The sequence below is a fragment of the Stenotrophomonas sp. ZAC14D1_NAIMI4_1 genome (assembly GCF_003086775.1).
GTDB lineage: Bacteria > Pseudomonadota > Gammaproteobacteria > Xanthomonadales > Xanthomonadaceae > Stenotrophomonas.
Genome location: NZ_CP026001.1, coordinates 3,999,488 through 4,020,844, shown reverse-complemented (window position 1 = coordinate 4,020,844; position 21,357 = coordinate 3,999,488). Strand labels below are relative to the sequence as shown.

The 21,357-nt window shown below is 66.1% G+C and carries 16 protein-coding genes; 8 read left to right on the top strand and 8 right to left on the bottom strand.

The window, feature by feature from the left end; all coding sequences use genetic code 11:
• Nucleotides 1-23 precede the first annotated feature (23 nt).
• The 4 genes from C1927_RS21485 (at nucleotide 24) to C1927_RS18340 (ending at nucleotide 6,629) form a co-directional block, all read left to right on the top strand.
• On the top strand, nucleotides 24-1,037 hold the full coding sequence (locus C1927_RS21485) for a fimbrial protein (RefSeq protein ID WP_152027124.1): 1,014 nt from the start codon (nucleotides 24-26) through the stop codon (nucleotides 1,035-1,037).
• 97 nt (nucleotides 1,038-1,134) lie between these two features.
• Entirely contained in the window at nucleotides 1,135-2,175 is a 1,041-nt protein-coding gene (locus C1927_RS18350; RefSeq protein WP_108747417.1) for a fimbrial protein, read from the top strand.
• Between the two features lie 87 nt (nucleotides 2,176-2,262).
• Nucleotides 2,263-3,516 carry an efflux RND transporter periplasmic adaptor subunit gene (locus C1927_RS18345; protein WP_108747416.1) on the top strand — a complete coding sequence of 418 codons (1,254 nt, stop codon included), beginning with the start codon at nucleotides 2,263-2,265 and terminating at the stop codon, nucleotides 3,514-3,516.
• A complete protein-coding gene (locus tag C1927_RS18340) occupies nucleotides 3,516-6,629 on the top strand; it encodes an efflux RND transporter permease subunit (RefSeq protein WP_108747415.1) in 3,114 nt (1,037 codons plus the stop codon). Before C1927_RS18345 ends, C1927_RS18340 begins: the two co-directional genes overlap by 1 nt.
• Nucleotides 6,630-6,712: 83 nt before the next feature.
• Here C1927_RS18340 and C1927_RS18335 read toward each other — a convergent pair whose 3' ends face one another.
• The 5 genes from C1927_RS18335 to C1927_RS18315 form a co-directional block, all read right to left on the bottom strand.
• Entirely contained in the window at nucleotides 6,713-7,114 is a 402-nt protein-coding gene (locus C1927_RS18335) for a hypothetical protein (protein ID WP_108747414.1), read from the bottom strand.
• Nucleotides 7,115-7,762: 648 nt separating this feature from the next.
• Nucleotides 7,763-10,117 (bottom strand): autotransporter outer membrane beta-barrel domain-containing protein, encoded by a 2,355-nt coding sequence (locus tag C1927_RS18330; protein ID WP_254051500.1) that lies wholly within the window; start codon nucleotides 10,115-10,117, stop codon nucleotides 7,763-7,765.
• A 248-nt stretch (nucleotides 10,118-10,365) separates the two neighbouring features.
• Nucleotides 10,366-11,787 carry an ATP-binding cassette domain-containing protein gene (locus C1927_RS18325; protein WP_108747412.1) on the bottom strand — a complete coding sequence of 474 codons (1,422 nt, stop codon included), beginning with the start codon at nucleotides 11,785-11,787 and terminating at the stop codon, nucleotides 10,366-10,368.
• A 216-nt stretch (nucleotides 11,788-12,003) separates the two neighbouring features.
• The gene (locus tag C1927_RS18320; RefSeq protein ID WP_079223500.1) at nucleotides 12,004-12,399 is read right to left on the bottom strand and encodes a hypothetical protein; all 396 of its coding nucleotides are present in this window, start codon (nucleotides 12,397-12,399) and stop codon (nucleotides 12,004-12,006) included.
• Nucleotides 12,400-12,845: 446 nt separating this feature from the next.
• Entirely contained in the window at nucleotides 12,846-13,382 is a 537-nt protein-coding gene (locus tag C1927_RS18315) for a GNAT family N-acetyltransferase (protein ID WP_079223498.1), read from the bottom strand.
• A 240-nt stretch (nucleotides 13,383-13,622) separates the two neighbouring features.
• On the opposite strand from C1927_RS18315, the gene C1927_RS18310 reads away from it, so the two are divergent.
• Together C1927_RS18310 and C1927_RS18305 are read left to right on the top strand one after the other, a co-directional pair.
• Nucleotides 13,623-14,279 (top strand): response regulator transcription factor, encoded by a 657-nt coding sequence (locus tag C1927_RS18310; RefSeq protein ID WP_322114422.1) that lies wholly within the window; start codon nucleotides 13,623-13,625, stop codon nucleotides 14,277-14,279.
• A gap of 54 nt (nucleotides 14,280-14,333) precedes the next feature.
• Nucleotides 14,334-17,603, top strand: coding sequence for a transporter substrate-binding domain-containing protein (locus C1927_RS18305; RefSeq protein ID WP_108747411.1), 3,270 nt, complete (start codon nucleotides 14,334-14,336; stop codon nucleotides 17,601-17,603).
• A gap of 28 nt (nucleotides 17,604-17,631) precedes the next feature.
• Here the strand turns inward: C1927_RS18305 and C1927_RS18300 are convergent, their stop codons facing one another.
• A complete protein-coding gene (locus C1927_RS18300; RefSeq protein WP_108747410.1) occupies nucleotides 17,632-18,105 on the bottom strand; it encodes a hypothetical protein in 474 nt (157 codons plus the stop codon).
• Between the two features lie 300 nt (nucleotides 18,106-18,405).
• Between C1927_RS18300 and yddG the strand changes: the two genes are divergently transcribed.
• Nucleotides 18,406-19,356 (top strand): aromatic amino acid DMT transporter YddG, encoded by a 951-nt coding sequence (yddG, locus tag C1927_RS18295; RefSeq protein WP_108747409.1) that lies wholly within the window; start codon nucleotides 18,406-18,408, stop codon nucleotides 19,354-19,356.
• A gap of 387 nt (nucleotides 19,357-19,743) precedes the next feature.
• Nucleotides 19,744-20,175 carry a CBS domain-containing protein gene (locus tag C1927_RS18290; protein WP_079223479.1) on the top strand — a complete coding sequence of 144 codons (432 nt, stop codon included), beginning with the start codon at nucleotides 19,744-19,746 and terminating at the stop codon, nucleotides 20,173-20,175.
• A gap of 90 nt (nucleotides 20,176-20,265) precedes the next feature.
• Here the strand turns inward: C1927_RS18290 and C1927_RS18285 are convergent, their stop codons facing one another.
• Together C1927_RS18285 and gloA are read right to left on the bottom strand one after the other, a co-directional pair.
• Entirely contained in the window at nucleotides 20,266-20,694 is a 429-nt protein-coding gene (locus C1927_RS18285; RefSeq protein ID WP_108747408.1) for a VOC family protein, read from the bottom strand.
• Nucleotides 20,695-20,765: 71 nt separating this feature from the next.
• Nucleotides 20,766-21,284 (bottom strand): lactoylglutathione lyase, encoded by a 519-nt coding sequence (gene gloA, locus C1927_RS18280; protein WP_079223476.1) that lies wholly within the window; start codon nucleotides 21,282-21,284, stop codon nucleotides 20,766-20,768.
• Nucleotides 21,285-21,357 lie beyond the last annotated feature (73 nt).

Sequence of the window (21,357 nt, the reverse complement as noted above, 5' to 3'; positions counted from 1 at the left end):
CCCGCCTTCGATGAGGTTCGGCCATGAAGATGTCTTCCACCACTGCAACGTCCCGGGCCTTCTCGCGCCGGCGCGCGGGTAGCACGGTTCTCGCCGCACTGGCGATCGCCGTGTGCAGCACAACGGCGGTAGCGTGTACGGGCGCCTACCCGGGGGGCAACGCAGATCTCATCATCGATACCTGGGATGATACCGCCCCCGATGTGCTTATCAGCAGCTGGGCTCCCGCCGGAAACGCGAACTTTCTATATGGATGCTCGCCGGGTACGCCCACGTCCGTGATTGTTACGCCGGCAATGCCAGACCTGATCTTCGAGCGGCATGTGACCTTGGGGGGCGGGATATTTCCGGCGTACTCGGTCGCAGGTCGGCCGCGCAGTCCGCTTCTGGTCTTCCAGTATCTGATTGGCAACGGCAGCGAGGCCCGCACAGAACCGTTCAACGCGAAGCAGCCGCTGAGCTCCCCAGGTACCGGCATTACAGGAGGCTTCCGCTGGTCTACGCTGCAGGTCGCTGCGGTTTCCCGTGGCGGCGAGATGCAGGGCCTGCCGACTACGGTGGTGGGCAGTGCCACGCATGCGTACCGCGCGGATCCTTCATTGTCAAAGACCGAGAGCTTCAGTGTGACGGCCAACCTGCGCACCAAGACCTGCACGCTGTCCGATACCACCGTGACGCTGAAGAGCGTGAGCGCGGGTGATCTTCCCTCCGCAGGCAGCGATGCCCAGACGCAGACCTTCACCGTGGCAATGAGCTGCAATGGTGCATTTCCGCTGACGTTGACCCTGGTCGATGCCAATGCTCCGGGAAACACAACCAGCCTGCTGACGCCTACCAGCGCCGCCGATGCACAGGGCGTACGTGTGCAGCTGCTGCGCGAGGGTGTGCCGGTGGTGTTGGGCCAGTCGTGGGCGCTTGCGCAAGGCCAGGCCGGTCCGCAGGACATCACACTTGGCGCGCGCTACTACCGCCAGGCGGGCAGCTTCGGTCCCGGTGTGGTGCAGGGCCAGGCAACGCTCACCGCAACCTACCGCTGAATGATTACAGAGCCGCAGTACATCGGGCTACGCACACAAGACAACAAGGGCATGAGCCGCTGACAAAGCGCTGTCGCGGTCAGCACTGGAGATTCCGATGAAGGTTTCATATTTTTCCCAAGAGAGTTTCGCGCCAGCCAGGAAGAGCCACACCTGCTTGTCCGGCCGCGTACGCATGCTGTGGGGGGCGATGGCCTTGGCACTGTTTGCGCCTGCCATTGCACAGGCGTGTACCGCCGTGGAGCCGGGCCAGCAGATCAACCTCGTGGTGAATGCGTGGGACGATGCCGAGCCCGACCTGCTGGTCGCTGACTTCAGGTCAGGTGGTAGCGTCCGCTTCCTCATGAACTGCCCCGGCGGTGACATCCCCATCGATGTGAGCCCAAGCATCACCGGCCTGGAATTCGTGCGGAACGTGACTGTGAGCGGCGAGTCTTACCCGGCATTTGGGCTGCTGGGGCAGCCGCAGTCGCCGTTGTTGATATTTAAAAGCTCGGTCGAGGGAAGCAGTGGGGGAGGGCCCTCCCGCGCGCAACCTTTCGACATCAGAACGCCATTGCATGTCAGCGGCTTGAACATTTCAGGGGTATCACGGTGGTCCATCGTCTACGTGGCGGCGGTATCGCGGGGTGGGGAGATGCGGGCCGTGCCTGAAACCAGCCTGGGCACTATTACGCATGCTGCACCCAGGTACCCGCACCTGGTCAAGACCGATGCCTATCGCATTTCGGCAAACATCAGAAGTCGCACATGCACCCTGGACGACACCTCAGTGGAGCTGAAGGACGTTCAAGCCGCCGATCTTCCCGGTGCCGGCAGCACTGCAGGTCAGCTCGGCTTCAACGTAGTGATGCGCTGCAATGGTGCCTTCCCCGCGGAGCTGACGTTGACCGATGCCAATGCGGCGGGCAATACCAGCAGCCGCTTGACGCCGACGCGAAATGCCACGGCCGGTGCGGTGCAGGTGGAGCTGCTGCGCGATGGCAACCCGGTGGTGCTGGGCCAGACCTGGTCGCTGCCAGCAACGCAGAATGGCCCGCAGAACATTGGGCTGGCGGCCCGCTATTACAGGGCGGCGGGAACGTTCAGCTCGGGTGTCGTGGAAGGGCAGGCCACGCTGACGGTCAGCTATCGCTGAGCGCAGCGTTGCAATCCGCACGGCACGCATTGCCCCTTTGCTGATGGCTGGCCAACCCGGCACTGAACCGCGCCTTCTGCGCAGGGCATTTTCGGATTCGTTGCATGGCATTTGCCGGGCGCGGCGCGTGGAATAGCGCACTGCTGTCCGCCTGCGCGCATGTCCGGCGGAACCCACCGCCACCCTCGAGTGCCGCCCATGCAGTTCCTGCCCAAACGATTCACGGCGCTCGCGCTTGTCACGCTGCTCGCGGCCTGCGCGCCATCGGCGCCCGACGAAGCCACCACGCTGCCCTCGGTACACGTTCATACCCTGCAGCCCGAAGACGCCGCACTCCATGTGGTCCTTCCGGGGCGAGCCGTTGCCGCGCAACAGGCGGAGGTGCGCCCGCAGGTGGATGGCATCGTCGCCCGGCGCCTGTTTGAAGAGGGCAGCCAGGTCCGGGCCGGGCAACCGCTCTACCAGCTGGACGACATCACGCTGCGTGCGGGCCGGGATGAAGCCAAAGCGCGCTTGAACCATGCCTATGCCACCTGTAGCGCCGCCCGCGAGGAAGCCCGGCGCCTGGCGCAGCTGGCGGATTCGCGGCTGGTCAGCCTGCAGGACAAGGACCGCTCAGCGGCGGCCTACCAGCGCGCCGAGGCGGACATACAGATGGCGATGGCCTCGCTGCAGACCGCCAAGGTGGCGCTGGACCACGCGCGTATTGCCGCGCCCATCAGTGGCCGTATCGGGCGCTCCAACGTGACCGAAGGGGCACTGGTCACCTCGCACCAGCCCGAAGCGCTCACCACCGTGCGCGGCCTGGACCCGATGTATGTGGATCTTTCGCAGTCTGCTGCCGAGTGGCTGCAGCTCAGGCGGGATATCGCCGATGGGCGGTTGACGGACAACCGGCAGCTGCCGGTGGCTATCCAACTGGAGGATGGCAGCCGCCTGCAGCAGAGCGGCACCCTGCAGTTCTCCGATGTAAGCGTGGACCCCGGCACCGGCACGTACGCATTGCGGGTCCGCGTTGCCAACCCTGATGGCGTGCTGCTGCCGGGCATGTACGTATCGGCTTCCATTGGCGCGGGTGTGCGCCGCGAGGCGCTGCTGGTGCCGATGCAGGCCGTCTCGCGCGATGCCACCGGCAGGACGCACGTCATGGTGGTGGACGGTGAGGGCACGGTCGCCAACCGCGCCGTCCAGCTGGGCCGGGCGCTGGGCGAGCGCTGGCTGGTGGAGGACGGCCTGCGTGCCGGCGAGCGCGTGGTGGTGCAGGGCCAGCACAAGCTGCAGCCGGGCAGCCGCATTTCCCCGGTGGAGGCAAGCGCGCCCGTGCAGGGCGCTGAAGGCTGATGGCACGTTTCTTCATCGATCGCCCTATCTTCGCCTGGGTCATCGCGCTGCTCATCATGCTGGTGGGCGGCCTGGCCCTGGTGCGCATGCCGGTCGCGATGTACCCGGACGTGGCGCCGCCCACCATCACCATCACCGGCATCTACCCCGGTGCGTCGGCCAGCGTCATCGAGGAAACCGTGGTGCAGGTGGTGGAACAACAGCTGGCGGGCCTGGACGGCATGCTGCACTTCTCCTCGCAGAGCTACTCCTATGGTGGCTACGCGATGATCAACGTGGTCTTCAGGAACGGCATCGATCTGGACCAGGCGCAGACCCAGGTGCAGGGCCGGGTGCAGCTGGCCATGCCGTCGCTGCCCGAGGCGCTGCAACGCCGCGGGCTGGCAGTGACCAAGTCCAACGGTGGCTACCTGCAGATGCTGGCCTTCGTCTCTGAAGACGGGCGGATGAATGAAGCCGACGTTTCGGATTACGTGGGCTCCACCGTAGCCGACGCCATCCGGCGGGTACCCGGGGTAGGGCAGGTACGAGAGTTTGGCGGCAAGTACGCGATGCGTATCTGGCTGGACCCGGTCAAGATGGACCGCTACCAGTTGTCCGTCGATGAGCTGGTCAGCGCCATCGGCGCGGAGAACCTGCAGGTGCCGCTGGGCGAGATCGGCGGCGCGCCCGCCGTGCAGGAACAGCAGTTGAGCGCGTTCATCGAAGGGGCGTCGCCCAAGCGCACGGCGGCCGAGTTTGCCCAGGTGGTCATCCGCAGCCAGGAACACGGTGGCGTACTGCGGCTGGGCGATGTGGCGCGCATTGAACTGGGGGCGGAGAGCTACGACTTCGGCAACCGCCTGAACGGCAAGCCCGCCGCGGGCATCGGCATTTCGCTTGCGCCGGGCGCGAATGCGCTGGAAACCCGCGCGGCCATCGACAAGGCGGTGGAAGCGCTGGGCCCGGGCATGCCGGCGGGGGTGAAGGCGGTCGTTCCGTACGACACGACGCCCTTTGTGCGGCTGTCCATCAACGGCGTGGTCAAGACCCTGCTGGAAGCCATCGTGCTGGTGTTCGTGGTGATGTATCTGTTCCTGCAGAACCTGCGGGCCACGCTCATCCCGACCATTGCCGTGCCCGTGGTGCTGCTGGGCACGTTCGGCATTCTGGCGTTCCTGGGCTTCTCGGTGAACATGCTGACGATGTTCGCCATGGTCCTGGCCATCGGCCTGCTGGTGGATGATGCGATCGTGGTGGTGGAGAACGTCGAGCGCATCATGGCCGAGGAGGGACTCTCCGCCCGCGATGCCACGCGCAAGTCGATGGATCAGATCACCGGCGCGCTGGTGGGCATTGGTGTGGTGCTGTCGGCCGTGTTCGTGCCGATGGCCTTCATGCAGGGTGCCACGGGTGTCATCTACCGGCAGTTCACTGCCACGCTGGTCTCTGCCATGGCGCTGTCGGTCATCGTGGCGATCATCCTCACCCCGGCCCTCTGCGCCACGTTGCTGAAGCCCGCTGCCCACGGCGTTGGGCACGCCCCGCAGGCGGGCGTACTTGGGCGGCTGTTCTCCGCGTTCAACCGGCGGTTCGACCGCGCCAGCTCGGTGTACCAGCGTGGCGTCGGGGGAGTCCTTGCCCGGCCGCGGCGCTTCCTGCTGGCCTTCCTGGCACTGGGGGCGGTGATGACCGTGCTGTTCGTGCGCCTGCCCAGTTCGTTCCTGCCCAATGAAGACCAAGGCACGCTGGTGGTTCTGGTGCAGACGCCGGTGGGTTCTACGCTCTCGCGAACCCAGGACGCGCTCGCATTCGTGGAGAACTACTTCCTGCAGGAAGACCCCGTGGTCGAATCGATGTTCACTGTCGCCGGCTACAACTACTCCGGCATGGGGCAGAACTCGGGCTTGGCCTTTCTGCGGTTGAAGGATTGGTCCGAGCGACCGGCGGCAGATTCGGCCGATGCCATTGTGGCCCGCGCGTCGAAAGCCCTGGCCAGGCACGGAGATGCGAGCATGTACGTGCTTTCGCCGCCACCGGTGCCCGGTCTGGGAACGGTGTCCGGCTTCAGCTTCTTCCTGAAGGACGATGCGGGGCATGGGCATGCGGCGCTGGCGGCAGCGCGTGACCAGCTGCTTGCCGCCGCCGCAGAGAATCCAGCGCTGGCCCGGATGCGCGCCAACGGCATGGCAGACGCCCCCACCCTGAAGATCGACGTGGATACCGCCCGTGCGCGTTCCCACGGCCTGGACCCGGCCAACGCACTGGGCACCCTCAGTGCGGCGTGGGGCGGGCGCTACGTGGCCGATTTCGTGGACCGTGGTCGCACCAAGCGTGTGTATGTGCAGGCGGATGCGCCCTTCCGCATGAAGAAGGACGATCTGAATCTGTGGTCGGTGAAGAACGCGCAAGGCAGCATGGTGCCCTTCGCATCGTTTGCGCGCGCGGATTGGTCGCATGCATCGCCACGCCTGGAGCGGCAGAGTGGTGTGTCCGCCATGGAGATACAGGGTGAGCCGGCCCCGGGTGTTGCGTCGGGCGAGGCGATGGCGGAAATCGAGCGGCTGGCGGCAGAGCTGCCGGCAGGGTTCAGCCTGGAGTGGACTGGCGCGGCGGTGCAGGAACAGGGGTCGCGTTCTCAGGCGTTGCTGCTGTTCGTCCTGTCCATCGTAGTAGTGTTCCTGTGCCTGGCCGCCCTGTACGAGAGCTGGGCGGTGCCGACGGCGGTGTTGCTGGTTGCCCCGCTGGGCATCCTCGGTGCTGTCCTCGCCAATACGGTTGCCGGGCTGGAACGCGACATCTACTTCCAGGTGGCCATGCTGACCACGGTCGGCCTGACCAGCAAGAACGCCATCCTCATCGTCGCCTTTGCGCGGGAGCATCTGCAGAACGGTGCTGAGCTGATCGACGCCACGCTGCATGCCGTGCGCGACCGCCTGCGGCCGATCATCATGACCTCGCTGGCCTTCGGGCTGGGCGTGCTACCGCTGGTACTGGCCAGCGGTGCCGGGTCGGGCGCGCAACGGGCCATCGGCACCGGCGTGCTGGGCGGCATGGTGGTGGGCACCCTGCTTGGGCTGGTGTTCGTGCCGCTGTTCTTCGTGATCGTCATGCGTACGTTCGGGCGTCGATAGTGCCGACCCGTTGTAGAGCCGAGCCCACGCTCGGCTCTACAGGAATCTACGGGTAGCGCCGGGCCACGCCCGGCGGAATGGCCTCAGGCCACGTGCACCTGCTCATCCACATACTCAGACAACCCGCGGCAGGCCAGCAGCAGGCCCTCACGCACGTCGTTGCCGATCTGCTGCGCTTCATCGCCATCCTCGCGCACGCGCTCGCTGGCGTGCAGCAGCTCCAGCAGCACGGTCAGCCCGGCGTTTGCCCGGTTGATGCGGGCCAAGGCCATGCACTGGGCCGTGTTGCGCCCTTTGCGCCGCAGCGGCTGGCCATCGGCGCCTTCCACCTGGCGGATGCGCTGCAGGCTGTCCAGCAGGGTGATGCCTTCCCCAGACTGCTGGGCGGCAAGGGTGGTTTCCAACGGCTGGGCGAGTTCGTCGGGCAGCGTGTTGGCGGCCTCGCCCAGGGTGGCGAAGAGGTAGGGGTAACGTGTGGTTTTCATGACGGCTTCCTTATGCATGCGGCAAAGAGAAGCCACCCTGCTTGACAGCAAGGGCGGCGGACGGTGCGTGGTTGCAATACCGGTGATAGCCATGCAAAGCGCCGGCGGGCACGAGGCCCCCACGCACCGCCCGCCATAGGTGCGCGGGCAGAATGCCTGCCGACGCCACCCATAGGGGATGGGCGACGCCGGCAGGCAAGCGTAACCAACATGGCTATCAAACGGGATTGCAAGCCCGTGCCACCCGTTTTCGGTGGCGGTACATGATTCGCACTGGGCGCCCGTGCTGCCAATGAGGAAAGTTTCAAAGTAGAAAAAGTACGAACATTTGCAGCAACGTTGCGAAAGCTGTCAGAGCGTGCAGATCGCGACAAACCTGTAGAGCCGAGCCCATGCTTGGCTTGTCACGCGCGAAGCAGTCGAGCATGGCTCGACTCTACAGAAGGCAGATGCAGTCGAGCATGGCTCGACTCTACATAAGGCAGATGCAGTCGAGCATGGCTCGACTCTACAGAAGGCAGATGCAGTCGAGCATGGCTCGACTCTACAGAAGGCAGATGCAGTCGAGCATGGCTCGACTCTACAAAGGCATTGCGTCGTGCAAACAAAAACGGCGCCGGATTGCTCCGGCGCCGTTTCAGTTCTGCTTTACCACTTGTACGCGACGCTCAGGTTGGCCGTGGTTTCGCGGTATCCATGGTCGCCGCGCATCACGCCCAGTCCACCCCAGGCACTCAACCCGGAACGGAAATCCAGGCGCGCACCGGCATTCAGCTCGTAGCGGTTGCGCGGCACGCTGGCCTTCAGCGCTTCATCGTCAAACGCCATACCGTTGCTGGCGCCATCGCGGTACCAGTTGGCCACCACGTACGGGCTGACCGAGGCACCGGCGGTGCTGTGGCCTTCGCCCTGCAGGCGCAGGCCCGCACGGCCGGACAGGCCACTGTCGCCCAGGCTGCGCACCACGGTGCCGTTGGCTTCTTCATGGCGATCAATGCTGGCATCGGTGTAGACCAGCTGCAGTTCCGGCTGCAGGTGCAGCGCGGTGTTGCCGATCTGGCCGATGCCGATGCGGTAACCGGCTTCCAGAGAGCTCTGCCAGATATCCGAGTCGTAGCGCTCTTCGGCCAGACCCTCGCCCTGCACGCGGTTGCGGAACTGGCCGCGCTGCACGCTGGCATCCACATACAGCGCATCGGTGGTCCAGCTGCTGTACACGCCCAGCGCGCCGCCGTTGACCTTGCCCTTGGCGCTGTAGCCGGTCAGCAGCGAACGCGAGGTGGCGCTGGACTGGGCCAGCGTGCCCATCACGCCCACACGGCCGCGGCCGCCATCGAACACGCCCAGGTCGGCACCCAGCTGCACGCGCGAGCGGTCCACGCGCAGGTCCAGCTGGTCTTCGACCGCCGACAGCTTGCTCTGGTTGGCATCCACGCGGGCCCAGCCACGCACGCCGTCCTCAGCGGTGGTGCTGCCGCCTTGGCGGTCGCGCCAGGAGTGGCGCAGCAGCTGGTCCATCGCGAACTGGTTGGCCAGGTACGCGCCGGCTTCCGGGCGCAGCACCGGGGTCGGGTCCACCGGATCAACCGGGTCCACCGGGTCGATCGGCTGGCATTCCGGAAGGGTCGGGTCCACCACGCACGGGTCCGGCACGGTGGCCAGTTCCGAGCGCAGGTACCAGCCGCCATTGGTGGCATCCTTGAACAGGAAGTACTCGTACTGCCCACCCACGGCGCGGCCCTGCAGGTCGAACTGGCCGTTGGACGCACCGCCCACACGGATCAGCTCGATGCCCTTGTCGGTCTTGGCGCCGGCGCCGCCGGCGTTGAGCACGCGCACGTTGGCCTGGCCGGTGGTGTCGCCGGTGACGATCAGCTTGTCGGTGGCCGAGGTGTCATCGCCCAGCTGGGTATTGAACAGCAGCGTACCGCCGTTGCCGGTGAAGGTATCCACCGTGAGGGTGTTGAAGGTGCTGCCATTGCCGAGGGCGATGGTGCCGGTGTTGCCCAGGGTCAACTGGCCGACATTGCTGTCGCCGGTCAGCAGCCAGGTGCTGTCGCCACTGATGTCGGCGCTGGTGACGTTGAAGAAGCGGCCATCGATCTGCGCCTTGTTGCGCAGCACGACATCCAGGTTGCCGCTGACCCGGCTGGTATCGAAGGTGATGTCACCGGCCAGGCGGGCGTCGTCCACCGTGAAGTGGACATCGGCCTCGCCCGAGGCCGTGCCATCGGGGCGTACCAGCAGCAGATGCCCATCACCGCCGGACAGCTGCGAACCGTTGGCGACGGTGATGTCGTAGCGCACCGACCTGCGCGGTGCTACCCAGATGGCGGGACCGCTGTCCGAGGCAACCTGGGCGTTGTCCACGCGCAGCGTGATGGGCTGATTGAGCACAGACGCGATGGTGCCGCCCAGCAGCAGCACACCCGAATTCGCGCCTTCCACCCGGGTGCCGTTCTGCAGGATGGCCGTGCCTTGTTGCAGGCGCACTGCGTGGCCGTTGCTGACCGCTACCGCGCCCGGTGATGCTTCAGCGCGTACGAACGAGGAGTCGACGATGACGGTGCTGTTGGCATCGGGCCGGCTGGGTGACTTGTCGAGGTAGATGCCGACGCTGAACCGGCTATTGGCGCCAACCGAATGCAGGGTGCTTCCGGTGATGCGTGCGGTGGAAAGGTCGCTGACCACCACATTGCCGTCATGCAGCGTGCTGTTGGTCATATCCAGTGTTGAACTGCCCTGCAGCACGATGCTGGCAGTCCCGCCGTTCGCGAGTGCTTGTACATGGCCGTTGTTCAGCGTTACCTGTGAGTCCGAACTGGTGATTTTCTCCGAACGGCCGCCATCTACACTCAAGTGCGAGCCGTTGATCAGATTCCAGGCCTCCACGTTGCTGTTTTCACGCACGGTGGCCGATTGGCCATCAAGGTCACGGGCCAGTACGGATGTCGCGGGAAGGGCTGCCAGGGCCAACAGCAGGCACTGGGTGAGGGGGCGCATGGGGATGCACTGGGGACGTGCAGAATGACGGCGCATGGATCACTCCTGATCAGACGAATGTGTCTGGTATGGACAGCCGCGTCATCGGCCGTCACCCATCTTTTCCGGGTGGTTTGGCCTGTCGGCGATGCTATGCCAAAGACGACTGGGCATGTCCAATTCGACTCAAATTGTTCCGGCTCAGGGGGCGGGGGCCCATGCAACTTGTTGCAAAGTGTCGTAATCGGCGTGTTCTGGTGGGGGTGTGTTCAGCGCGCGATGGCGTTGCCGCTGGAGGACAGATCCAGCTGATGGGTCGGGTCCAGCGACTGGATGAAGCCCTCATCGTGGGAAATCACCACCAGGGTGCCCGGGTAAGCGTGCAGGACCTGCAGCAGATGGGCACGAAGACTCATGTCCAGGTTGTTGGTGGGTTCGTCCAGTATCAGCAGCGTGGGCGGGTGGGCCGCCATCAGCGCCATCGCCAGGCGTGCGCGTTCGCCACCTGACAGCTGGCCGATGGTCGTCTGCGCCGGTGCATCGCCACGGAACAGGAAATCGGCCAGATGCAGGCGGCATTCGGAGGGGGACCATCGGGGCTGGCACGCGGCCATCGCCTGCACCGGCGTCAGTGCGGCCGGCAGCGCGTCGTAGTGCTGGTCGATCAGTGCAACCTGCTCCGCCGCCGGCAGCAGCCAGTCGCCCTCGCGCTGGACATCGGTGGCACCCTGCAAGGCACGGGCGAAGGTGGATTTGCCGCTGCCGTTGTCGCCGGTCACCAGCAGGCAGTCGCCCACCTCCAGGCACACCTGCAGATGCTGCACGATCAGCGGTGCGTGGTAGCCGCATGCGCCATCGGTGACCTGCACCACCACGCCTTCCCGGCGCCAGCCCGCGGGAAGCTGGAAGCGCGGCTCGATGACCTCGTCGCGCTGCAGCTGCCGGCGGCGCTCGGCGATGTCCTCCTGTACCTCACGGATCTGCTGGCGCTTCTGCCCGGCGGTGGTGTTGCCGCGTTCCAGTTTGGTGGCCGAACGCACCGTGCCCCATTTGCGCTGCTCCACCTTCACCGCGCCACGCTTGCGTGAGGAGGCGGCACGCTGCTGTTCGCGCATCAGTGCGTCATGTGCCTGCGACTGCGCACGGTCGAGGTCGCGCACGGTTCGATCCAGCGCGTCGCGCCGGCGTTGCAGTTCCACCTGATGGTCGTGGTAACGGCCCTGGAAGACCTCGATGTGCTGGTTGTGGATATGCCAGAGCGTGTCGCACAGCGCATCAATCAACGCGGTGTCATGTGAGGCGATCAGCAGGGTGCCGTGGTACTGGCGCAGGCGGGCCAGCAGCGAGCGCCGTGCACTACGGTCCAGATGGTTGCTGGGCTCGTCCAGCAGCAGCACGTCCGGTGCTGAATCCAGCGCACGTGCCAGCGCATGGCGCATCTGTTCGCCGCCGCTGCGCGCCGAACCGTCCAGCACGTGCTGCGGGACATAGGCAACCGAAGTGCCGTCGCGCCAGCGGATCTCGCCTGCGCTGGGTGCTGCCTGCCCAGCCAGCATGCGCAGCAGGCTGCTCTTGCCGGTGCCGTTGTTGCCGATCAGGGCGACGCGCGCGCCAGCAGGAAGGCGCAGGTCCACGCCGCTGAAAAGCGGGCGGCCGTTGAAGTGAAGCTCGATGTCTTGTAGTCGCAACATGGTGCGTAATCTCCAGCAGGCAGGCCGCTGCCGGCCTGATTATCCACCGCAGAGTGCCATCGTAGGGGTCTTCATCCAACAGCCGGCGCAGGCCGCCGCCCAAGACCCGCCGATTCGGGCTTCTGCACGGATGTGTTCCGGCTGTCACCGAAGTGCAGCCGAGCATCGCTCGGCGCTACCCCATCGGTAGCGCCGGGCCATGCCCGGCGCAATGCGTCAGGCTGCCTGCACCTGCTCGTCCACATATTCGGACAACCCGCGGCAGGCCAGCAGCAGGCCCTCACGCACGTCGTTGCCGATCTGCTGCGCTTCATCGCCATCCTCGCGCACGCGCTCGCTGGCATGCAGCAGCTCCAGCAGTACGGTCAGACCGGCATTCGCCCGGTTGATGCGCGCCAGCGCCATGCACTGGGCCGTGCTGCGCCCTTTGCGCCGCAGCGGCTGGCCGTCGGCGGCTTCCACCTGGCGGATGCGCTGCAGGCTGCCCAGCAGGGTGACGCCCTCCTGCTGGGCGGAGAGGGTGGTCTCCAGCGGGCGGGCGAGTTCATCGGGCAGCGTGTTGGCGGCCTCGCCCAGGGTGGCGAAGAGGTAGGGGTAACGTGTGGTGCTCATGACGGCTTCCTTATGCATGTAGCGAAGAGGCCGCCCTGCTTGAGAGCGAGGGCGGCGGACGGTGCGTGGTTCCAATACCGGTGGTAACTCCAGTGAAACGCCGGCGGGCACGAGGCCCCCACGCACCGCCCGCCATAGATACGGGGGCAGAATGCCTGCCGGCGCCACCCACAGGGGATGGGCGACGCCGGCAGACAAGCGTAACTGGTGTTACCAGACGGGATTGGAAGCCCGTGCCACCCGTTTTCGGTGGCGGTACATGATTCGCATTGGGCACCCGTGCTGCCAATGAGGAAAGTTTCAAAATAGAAAAATTACGAATATTTGCAGCGCCGTGGCGAAAGCTGTCAGAACGCGCAGATTGCGACATTTTTGTAGAGCCGAGCCCATGCTCGGCTTGTCACGTGCAGACGAGCGTAGGCTCGGCGCTACAGACGCACCACCGGTCAGGCAGGAACCCGCGAGTAGACGTCGAAGTCACGCGATACCCCGCCCACCCTGCGCAGGTTGCGAAGGCGGCCTTCAAGTGCGAAGCCACACTTCACCAGTACACGCGCGGACGCGGTGTTGGTATCCAGGACAGTGGCTTGAAGCCGCTGCCAGCCAAACTGCTGCAGGCCCCAGGCGGCAACCTGCCCGACAACCGCAGTGGCAATGCCCTGGCCCCACACGGCGGGCGAGAGTTCGTAGGCCAGTTCGGCGGAGGCGTGCCGGGCGTTGATGGTGTGAAACCCGATGGTGCCGAGCAGTTCATTGTCCTCCCCGGCAATGCCAATGCGCAGTTCGGGCGAGGGCGCACCCGGTACAAGCGCATCGAAGATGGCATCGAGACCCGCCGGGGAGGATATGTTCCAGCTGGTCTGTGCCCGTATTTCGGGTCGACTGATGATGCGGAACCATGCCGGGGCATCGTCACGAGTGAGCCAGCGCAGGCGCACGTGGCAGTGCCCGGACGGTGGAAGTTTGATGGGTGTGTCTCGCATGCGGAGTGCTCCTTCAGGTCAGGTCGCGTACGAGGGTCAGTCTGCATTGCGCACACGGATTTCCAAGCACGGTCCAATCAGCCCATGTCGTTCGTGGCCTGCCTTCTTGAGTCAGTTGCATCAATCGGCGCCGTATATACCGCGACGACAATTCCGGAACTGCGTCGCAGAAGGGGAATATCCAAGTAGTTGCATTGAATTATCGTGGAACTGGGAACAAGGTTGCAGCACTGCTGAGACGTGCCTAGGGAGAGCGCCGTGTACAGAGTTGTCGTTGCTGATGATCACCCTGCCGCGCGTCTTGGAATGAAACTGGTTGCAGAAATCTGGGGGCGGTGCGATGTGGTCGCAGAGGTCGCAAATGGCCGGGATCTGGTCGAGGCCATCGAGGCGGAATCTGCGGATCTGGTCATCACGGATCTGAGCATGGCGCAGGCCGGATCCACGGACGGCCTGGCCCTGATCAAGCTGCTCAGGCGCCGCTACCCCAAGGTGAGAGTGGTGGTGCTGACGATCTCGGGCAGCGCGGTGATCATCGATGCCCTGGTCGCGCTGGGCGTCAGTGGCGTGGTGTCCAAGCGCGACGAGGTTGACGAGCTGCTCGAGGCGCTGCGCAATGTGGAACGCGCCGGCACGCATGTCGGAAAAAGTTTCCAGGGTGAAGACCTGGTCCCTGAGGTCTCTCTTCCCGAAGCGGAGCTGACCAAGGCCGAGATCGACGTGCTCAGGCAGCTCGCAAACAACCTTTCGGTCACGGCCATTGCCGCGCGCAGCTCGCGCAGCGTGGCGACCATCAGCAAGCAGAAGACCAGTGCGATGAAGAAGCTGGGCCTGGTCGACACCATGCAGCTCTATACCTATCTGAGATCGCTGCGAGGGGGCGTCCGCACCGGCTGACTGCCGTACCAGCAGCGGTGACCGTCCAACCACCCCAGCAAGGAGAAAACTGGCTTGACCCGGAGACTTGTGGCGGCGCTTGCTGCCCTGTTCCTGTTGTGCGTGCTTGCACCACCTGCGGGTGCGCGCGGTGAAGAACCCTCTGCCGCTCGCGGCCACGCCTCTTCGGCCATACACCTCAGCCCTGCCCAACAGCGGTTCATCGCCGCACGGCCGGTGGCGGTGGTGGGGTTCGTGGGGAACTGGCCTCCGTTCGAGAGTGTGGAAGACGGTCAGCCCGCAGGACTTTCGCCAGAGCTGCTTGCCAATCTGGCGAAGCGGTTGGGGCTGACGCTTCGCTTCGAGCGGTTCAGTGGTTTCCAGGAACTTCTGGCTGCCGCCTGCTCAGGCCGCGTCGACGTGCTGATGAACGTCTCGCTGAGCGCCGGCCGCACCCGCTGCCTGGTCTACACGGACCCTTATGCAGAGGCCCCGGTCGGGCTGATTGCGTACCCCCATGACCCCCAGCTGCGCGCCGACCCGGCCTTGGTGGGCGTGCGTCTGGTGACCACGGCGGGCGCTGCAACCGAGGAGTATGCGAGGAAGCGGTTTCCGCAGGCTGTGCACATCGGCGTTTCAGCGCCCCTTGAGGCGATGGAACTGGTCGCTGAGGGAAGCGCTGATGTTTTCCTGGGCGACGCGCAGGTGGCAACGCGCCTGCTGCAGAACCCGCGCTTCCAGGCGCTGGCGCTGGTGCGGCCGAGTGGGCTGCCGAACGATCTGCTGCACTTTGCGGTGCCCAATGCGAAGCAGCCGCTGGTGGAGGCCTTGAATGAGGCGCTCGGTTCGCTCAGCGCTGCCGAGCGGCAGGCGTACCGCGACCGCTGGCTGGCCCCGCTTGCCTGGAACGAACGGGGCGAATTCGCCTTGAGTGCCGAGGAAGTGCAGGCGATGCGCCACACGTTGCGCGTGGGGTGGCCCAGCGATTTCGCGCCGATTGCGTTTGCCGACAGGACCGGGCGCCCCTCGGGGCTGGCCAGCGAATACCTTCGCAAGCTGCGGGTGATCGGCGCTCAGTTCAGCCCGGTGCAGCCGGCGCCGTGGAAAAGCATCCGTGAAGCGATACGCGAAGATGCCGTGGACGTGGTGGTGGCCGTGCCGCGCGATGGCACGTGGCTTGGCGAGGATTGGATCTACAGCCAGCCCTTTGCAACGGTCGCCAACGTGGTGGTCGCTGCACGGGATGGGGTCGATGTCCGTTCGCTGGGCGATCTGAACGGGTTGCGCGTTGCGTCGTCCGACCCGGAGCGGCTTGCCGGGTACGTGCAGTCGGTCGCACCACGGGCGCGGGTGGTGCCGGTGCCGAGTACGGAGCGCGGCCTCCAGGACGTCGTTGCAGGGGATGCGGATGTCTACGTTGGCAACCTGGCCGCCATCGACGCGGTGATCCGCGCCCGGCATTCGGGGCAACTGGAGGTGGTGGCCACGACCGGGCTCTCCGACGAGCTGAGTTTCGCGGTGCAGCGCCGGCATGCGCCACTGGTGACGGTGATGGATCGCATGCTGTCGCAGATGGATCCCGGCGAGAAGCAGGATCTGCGCAGCAAGTGGATTGCAGTGAGCTACGGCAACGGGGTGGACTGGGCCACGCTCTGGCGCTGGCTGGCACCGGTGCTTGGCATCCTGCTGACCGCCATCCTGGTGCAGGGCTGGAACCAGGTGCGGCTTGCACGCGAGGTGCGGCGGCGCAAGGACACCGAGGTCGAACTGGAACGGGCCAGGGCGCTGGCGGAAAGGGCGGCCGAGGCGAAGGCCGGGTTCCTGGCGACGATGAGCCACGAGATCCGCACCCCGATGAGCGCCATCATGGGCATGGTCGAAATTCTGGATGGAACGGAACTGACGCCGGACCAGTCGGACATCCTGGCCATCGTCGGCGAGGCCACCCGCACCCTGCGGCTGCTGCTGGACGATGTGCTGGATGTTTCGCGGCTGGAGGGCGGTGGCATGCAGCTCAATCCGGCCGCGACCGATGTGACCGCGCTGATGTCGGGCATCGGTGAACTGATGGAGCCTGATATCTGGCGCAAGGGCGTTGAGCTCAACATCCGGATTGATCGTGACCTTGCGCCGGCGTACCTGCTGGATGAGCTGAGGCTGCGCCAGATTCTGTTGAACCTGGTGGGCAATGCCACGAAGTTCACGGCGCAGGGTTCGATTGACCTGTCCGTTGACGTGCTTGCGCCGCGGCCCGGGGAAGCGACGCAGCGGCTGCGCTTTGCCGTTGCCGATACCGGCATCGGCATGAGCGTCGAACAGTTGCAGGGTGTGCTGGAGCCCTTCGTGCAGGCAACCGCTGCCACGGCACAGGAGCACGGTGGCACCGGCCTGGGCCTGGCGATCGTAAAGGGCCTGGTCGAGTTGATGGGCGGAACCGTGGTCATCAGCAGTGCGCTCGGCCGCGGCACCGAGGTGAGCTTCATCCTGGAGGCGCCGCCGGCACTGCGGCAGGCCGGGGAGCACCCGGAGGAAGCGACGCCGCCCATGCCCCGCCGCTGGCGCGTGCTGGTGGCCGAAGACGATGCCGCGAACCGGCTGATGATGCAGTACCGGCTGGATATCCTGGGCCAGGACGTTGTTGTGGCCACCGACGGTGCGCAGGCGTTGGAGAGGTTGAAGCGCGCGGGCGACATCGATCTGCTGCTGACCGACTGCCAGATGGCCGGCATGGATGGCTATGCGCTGATGCGGGCCGTGCGCGGGTCGGACGATGCAGCCATGGCGCGACTGCCGATGGTGGCGATGACGGCCAGCACGTCCGACGCGGTCATGCAGGCATGCACCTCGGCCGGGGCGGACCGTGTGCTGCTGAAGCCGTTCGATATCGCGGCGCTTCGTTCCACGATGATGCTGCTTCTGGGGGGCGAGGAGGCTGGGCCGCCATCGGGCTCGGTGCCATCCTTCGAAGGGCGAGCCTGCGACGCGGGTGCCCCGGACCCGCTGCAGGCTGCGGCGGACCATGCCTGGCAGGCGCTCTGCCGCCAGTTGGGGGGCGCGGCGGTGGCTGTGCAGATGGTCGATGTTCTCGCCGTCGCGTTCGGCGAGGATGCGCCCGCCCTTCGGCAGGCACTGCGGGCGGGGGATGCACAGGAAGCGTGCCGGCGCATCCACCGCATCACCGGTGGGCTGGCGGTGACCGGTCTGATTGCGTTGGCCGACGAAGGAAAGCGGCTTGAGGAGACGTACAGCGGCGGCTACGCGCTGCACACGCGGGTAGAGCACTTCCTGCATGCGGCGGGTGCCGCGATAGCGCAGCTGTCGCTGTGCGCGCCAGCCCCGCTGTGACGGAGCCGGCACGCACTTAGCAGGTACCTCAGGGTTCCTGGTAGCCGCGCTCGTCGTAGCCGCCATAGACCAGGCAGGTCAGCTGTGCCGAGCCGTCCTGGGCGATCGACAGCACACCCATGCTGGTATCGCGCTCGGGCTTCCGGCCGAGCTTGGAGGCAGTGCGTACTGCGGCGGCGTTGGCCGAGAGCTGGGCGGTGTAGCTGGCGCCCAGCTCTCCATCGGGATCGATGTAGACCGACACCGAGCGGACGTGCAGGCCGAACACGGTGAACGGCACCGGCGGCTTGATCGGTTCGTCGGTGCCATCCAGTCTGCTGGACAGGCCTGCCAGGGCGGCTGCGGCGACGTCCGGATCGGCGCGGCATTCCAGCGCGGCCTGCAGGGTCGGTGCCAGCTTCTGCCAGTGTGCCGCGTCGATGGTCGTGGCGGCCTGTGCCGCCGGCATGGCCAGCAGGGTGGCGATGATCGGGGCGAACATGCGGGTGGGGGACAGCTTCATTGCAGTCATTCCTTTGCGTGCGGGCCGGGAATTCTACGCAAAGCCACCTGGATGAACAGCGCCATATTGCGGCGCAGCATCGAAGGCGTACAATCCGCCTCGGCCAGTCGGCTGCTGTAACCCGCCTCCCGCCGTACCCCCCTGCAACGCACAGTGCCGGGGCGTTCCGGGGACGTCGCTACGGACCAGCGCACTCCCCAGGACCCACGCGTCCGCATGACCTGCCTGTCCCGCTGTCGGGGCCGGGCGCATCGCTGCGCGTGCCTTTCAACCGAAACGCCCTTAGTTGTCGTCGCCCCCATGTACGGCTTCCGCGCCCTGCGCGCCTCCGCGTCACCCCATCTTCCCACCCTCATCGGCGCCAGCGCCGTGCTGCTGTGGAGCCCGGTCCTGGGCATGCTGCGCACGATCACCGAGATCTTCGGTGCGGTCGGTGGCGCCGCGTTGGTCTTCACCGCTGCCGCGGTGTTTTCGGCGCTCATCCTGGGCGTGCCGCGCCCCTCGCAGCTGCCGCGTCGCTACCTGCTGATCGGCGGTGCATTGTTCATCGGCACCGAGATCTCGCTGTCGCTGTCCATCGGCATGGCCCACCACCGTGGGCAGGCGCTGGAACTGGTGATGATCAACTACCTGTGGCCGTGCCTGACGGTGCTGCTGACCGTGCTCACCCGCATGCAGCGCGGCAACTGGCTGCTGCTGCCGGCCACCGTGCTGTGCCTGCTGGGCGTGGTGCTGGTCATCACCGGCGAAGGCGCGTGGTCGCCGGCGATGCTGCTGGCCAACCTGCGCAGCAACCCGCTGGCGTACGCGCTGGCGCTGGCGGCCTCGTGCATGTGGGCCACCTATTCGGTGGTGACCAAGCGCATCGGTGGCTCGCGCAATGCGGTGCCGTTGTTCATGATCGCCACCGCCGTGGTGCTGTGGCTGAAGTACGCGCTGGGCGATGCGCCGCCGCTGCACCTGCACTGGGGCGGCCTGGCCCAGGTGGCGGTGTTCGGCCTGCTGACCGCCACCGCCTATTCGTGCTGGAACCATGGCCTGCAGCACGGCAACGTCACCTCGATGGCGATCTTCTCCTACTTCGCGCCGGTGCTGTCGGTGCTGTGGAGCAGCGTGTGGCTGTCGCTGCAGCCGGGCATGGGCTTCGTGCAGGGCGTGGCCTGCGTCACCGCCGGTTCGCTGCTGTGCTGGTGGGCCACCCGCGCGCGGCCGCTGCCGCCGCCGGCACCGCCGGCCGCACATACCGCCTGACGGCCTGCCCGAACCGGCCTGACTTTGCACGGTCAGGCGGTTGCGCGTGCGTCGGCCGCGCGGTGGCGAACTTGAGCCGCTTCAAAGCGCTGTATTCAGCGCCGGTTTTGCCGCGGGTGCGATTCTCGGAATCGTCGACAGGTTCCACGACGAAGCGTCCCATCGGTGCCGGTAGTGGCCGGGCAGGGCAGTCGTAGAATCGAATCGTCCGAGGCCCCTGCGGGTTGCCCTTCACCGGCCTCGTTCGCGTTGCAGCACCGTGCTGGCCGATGCAGTCCTGCGGCCGCCCCGTGCGCCAGACGTGCGCTGAAAGGTCTGTTCCCGGGGAGGGGGCGATTCGGAAGAGCACACTTTTTTGACTTCAGTGACCTGCACCAGGAAACAAGAATGAACGTCCGCGAACTCCTGCAATCCAAGAAAGAAGCTGTCATCACCATCGATTCGGAAGACACCATCGGTGCCGCCGCCCACAAGATGAGCGCGAATAAAATCGCTGCCCTGGTGGTGATGAAGGACGAGGTGCCGGTCGGCATCATCTCCGAGAAGGACATCGTGCGCAGCCTGGCCGACGACGGCCCGCAGGCCGGCCGCCGGGTGATTTCCACCGTGCCGACCACCGGGCTGGAAGGCATCGCGCCGGAGGCCACGCTGAAGCAGGCCATGTCCCTGATGACCTACTCGCGCCGCCGCCACCTGATGGTCACCGATGGCAACCGCCTGATCGGCATCCTCAGCCTGGGCGATATCGTGAAGAACGTGCTGGGCGAGCTGGAGCTGGAAAAAGCCGTGCTGCAGGACATCTACATGGCGGCCCACTGAGGCGGCCACGCAGGACGAACGAAGCCGGGCACTGCCCGGCTTCTTCGTTGGTAGCGCCGGGCCACGCCCGGCGAGCGCGCAGCGCTGGACTCAGAAGCTGACCTTCACCGAATCCGCGCTGTACGTGGCCGGGCCGTGGTAGACCACTTCGATGTTGTTGCCGTCCGGGTCGAGCACGAAGGCGCCGTAGTAGCCCGGGTGGTAGGGGCGTTCGCCCGGTGCGCCGTTGTCGGTGCCGCCAGCGGCCAGGGCGGCGGCGTGGAAGGCATCGACCGTGGCCGCGTCGCGGGCCTGGAACGCCAGGTGGTGGCGGCCGGTCAGCTGGCCGGCGGCGGCGTCGCTGCTGGCGGTGGAAATGAACAGCTCGTCGGCCCAGAAATAGTCCGGGCCTTCACCGGCAATGGGAATGCCGATGCTGTCGAACACCGCCTGGTAGAAGCGGCGGCTGGCGGCCAGGTCGCGCACCACCAACTGCAGATGATCGATCAGGCGCCCGCGATGCAGTTCCATCGTTTCCATGCGTACCTCTACAAGAAGGGGACCGCTGTGGTAGCGCCGGGCCGTGCCCGGCGAGCGCCTGGCGCGGCCGGTCAGGCGTTGGCGATGATCTCGACCCAGTAACCGTCCGGGTCCTTGATGAAGGCGATGTTCTTCATGCGGCCGTCGGTCAGGCGCTTCTGGAACGGCACGCCCAGGTCTTCGAAGCGCTGGCAGGCCGCTTCCAGTTCCGGCACCGACACGCAGATGTGGCCGAAGCCGCGCGGGTCGCTGTTGCCGTCGTGGTAGACCGGGCCGTCCTGGGTCTCAGTGCCATGGTTGTGGGTCAGCTCGAGCACGCCCGGCAGGCCGGCCATCCACACGCGGCGGGTGGCATCGTCCTCGGGCACGGCCACGCCGGCCGGCACGTAGGCCAGGAAGTACAGGCTGAACTGGGCTTCGGCGAAATCACGCTTGTCGATCAGCTGGTAGCCGAGCACGCGGGTGTAGAAGTCCAGCGAGGCGGTGATGTCCTTGACCCGCAACATGGTGTGGTTGAAGACGAAGCCGTGGGTCTCGGCCGGGGCCTGGGCAGCCACGCCGGGGATATCGCGCAGGGCGGGAAGGGTCATGGGGGAAAGTCCTTCAGACAGGGCCGTGTTGGCCGGATGGGGCCATTCTACCGGCCGCCACCTGACGGCACTG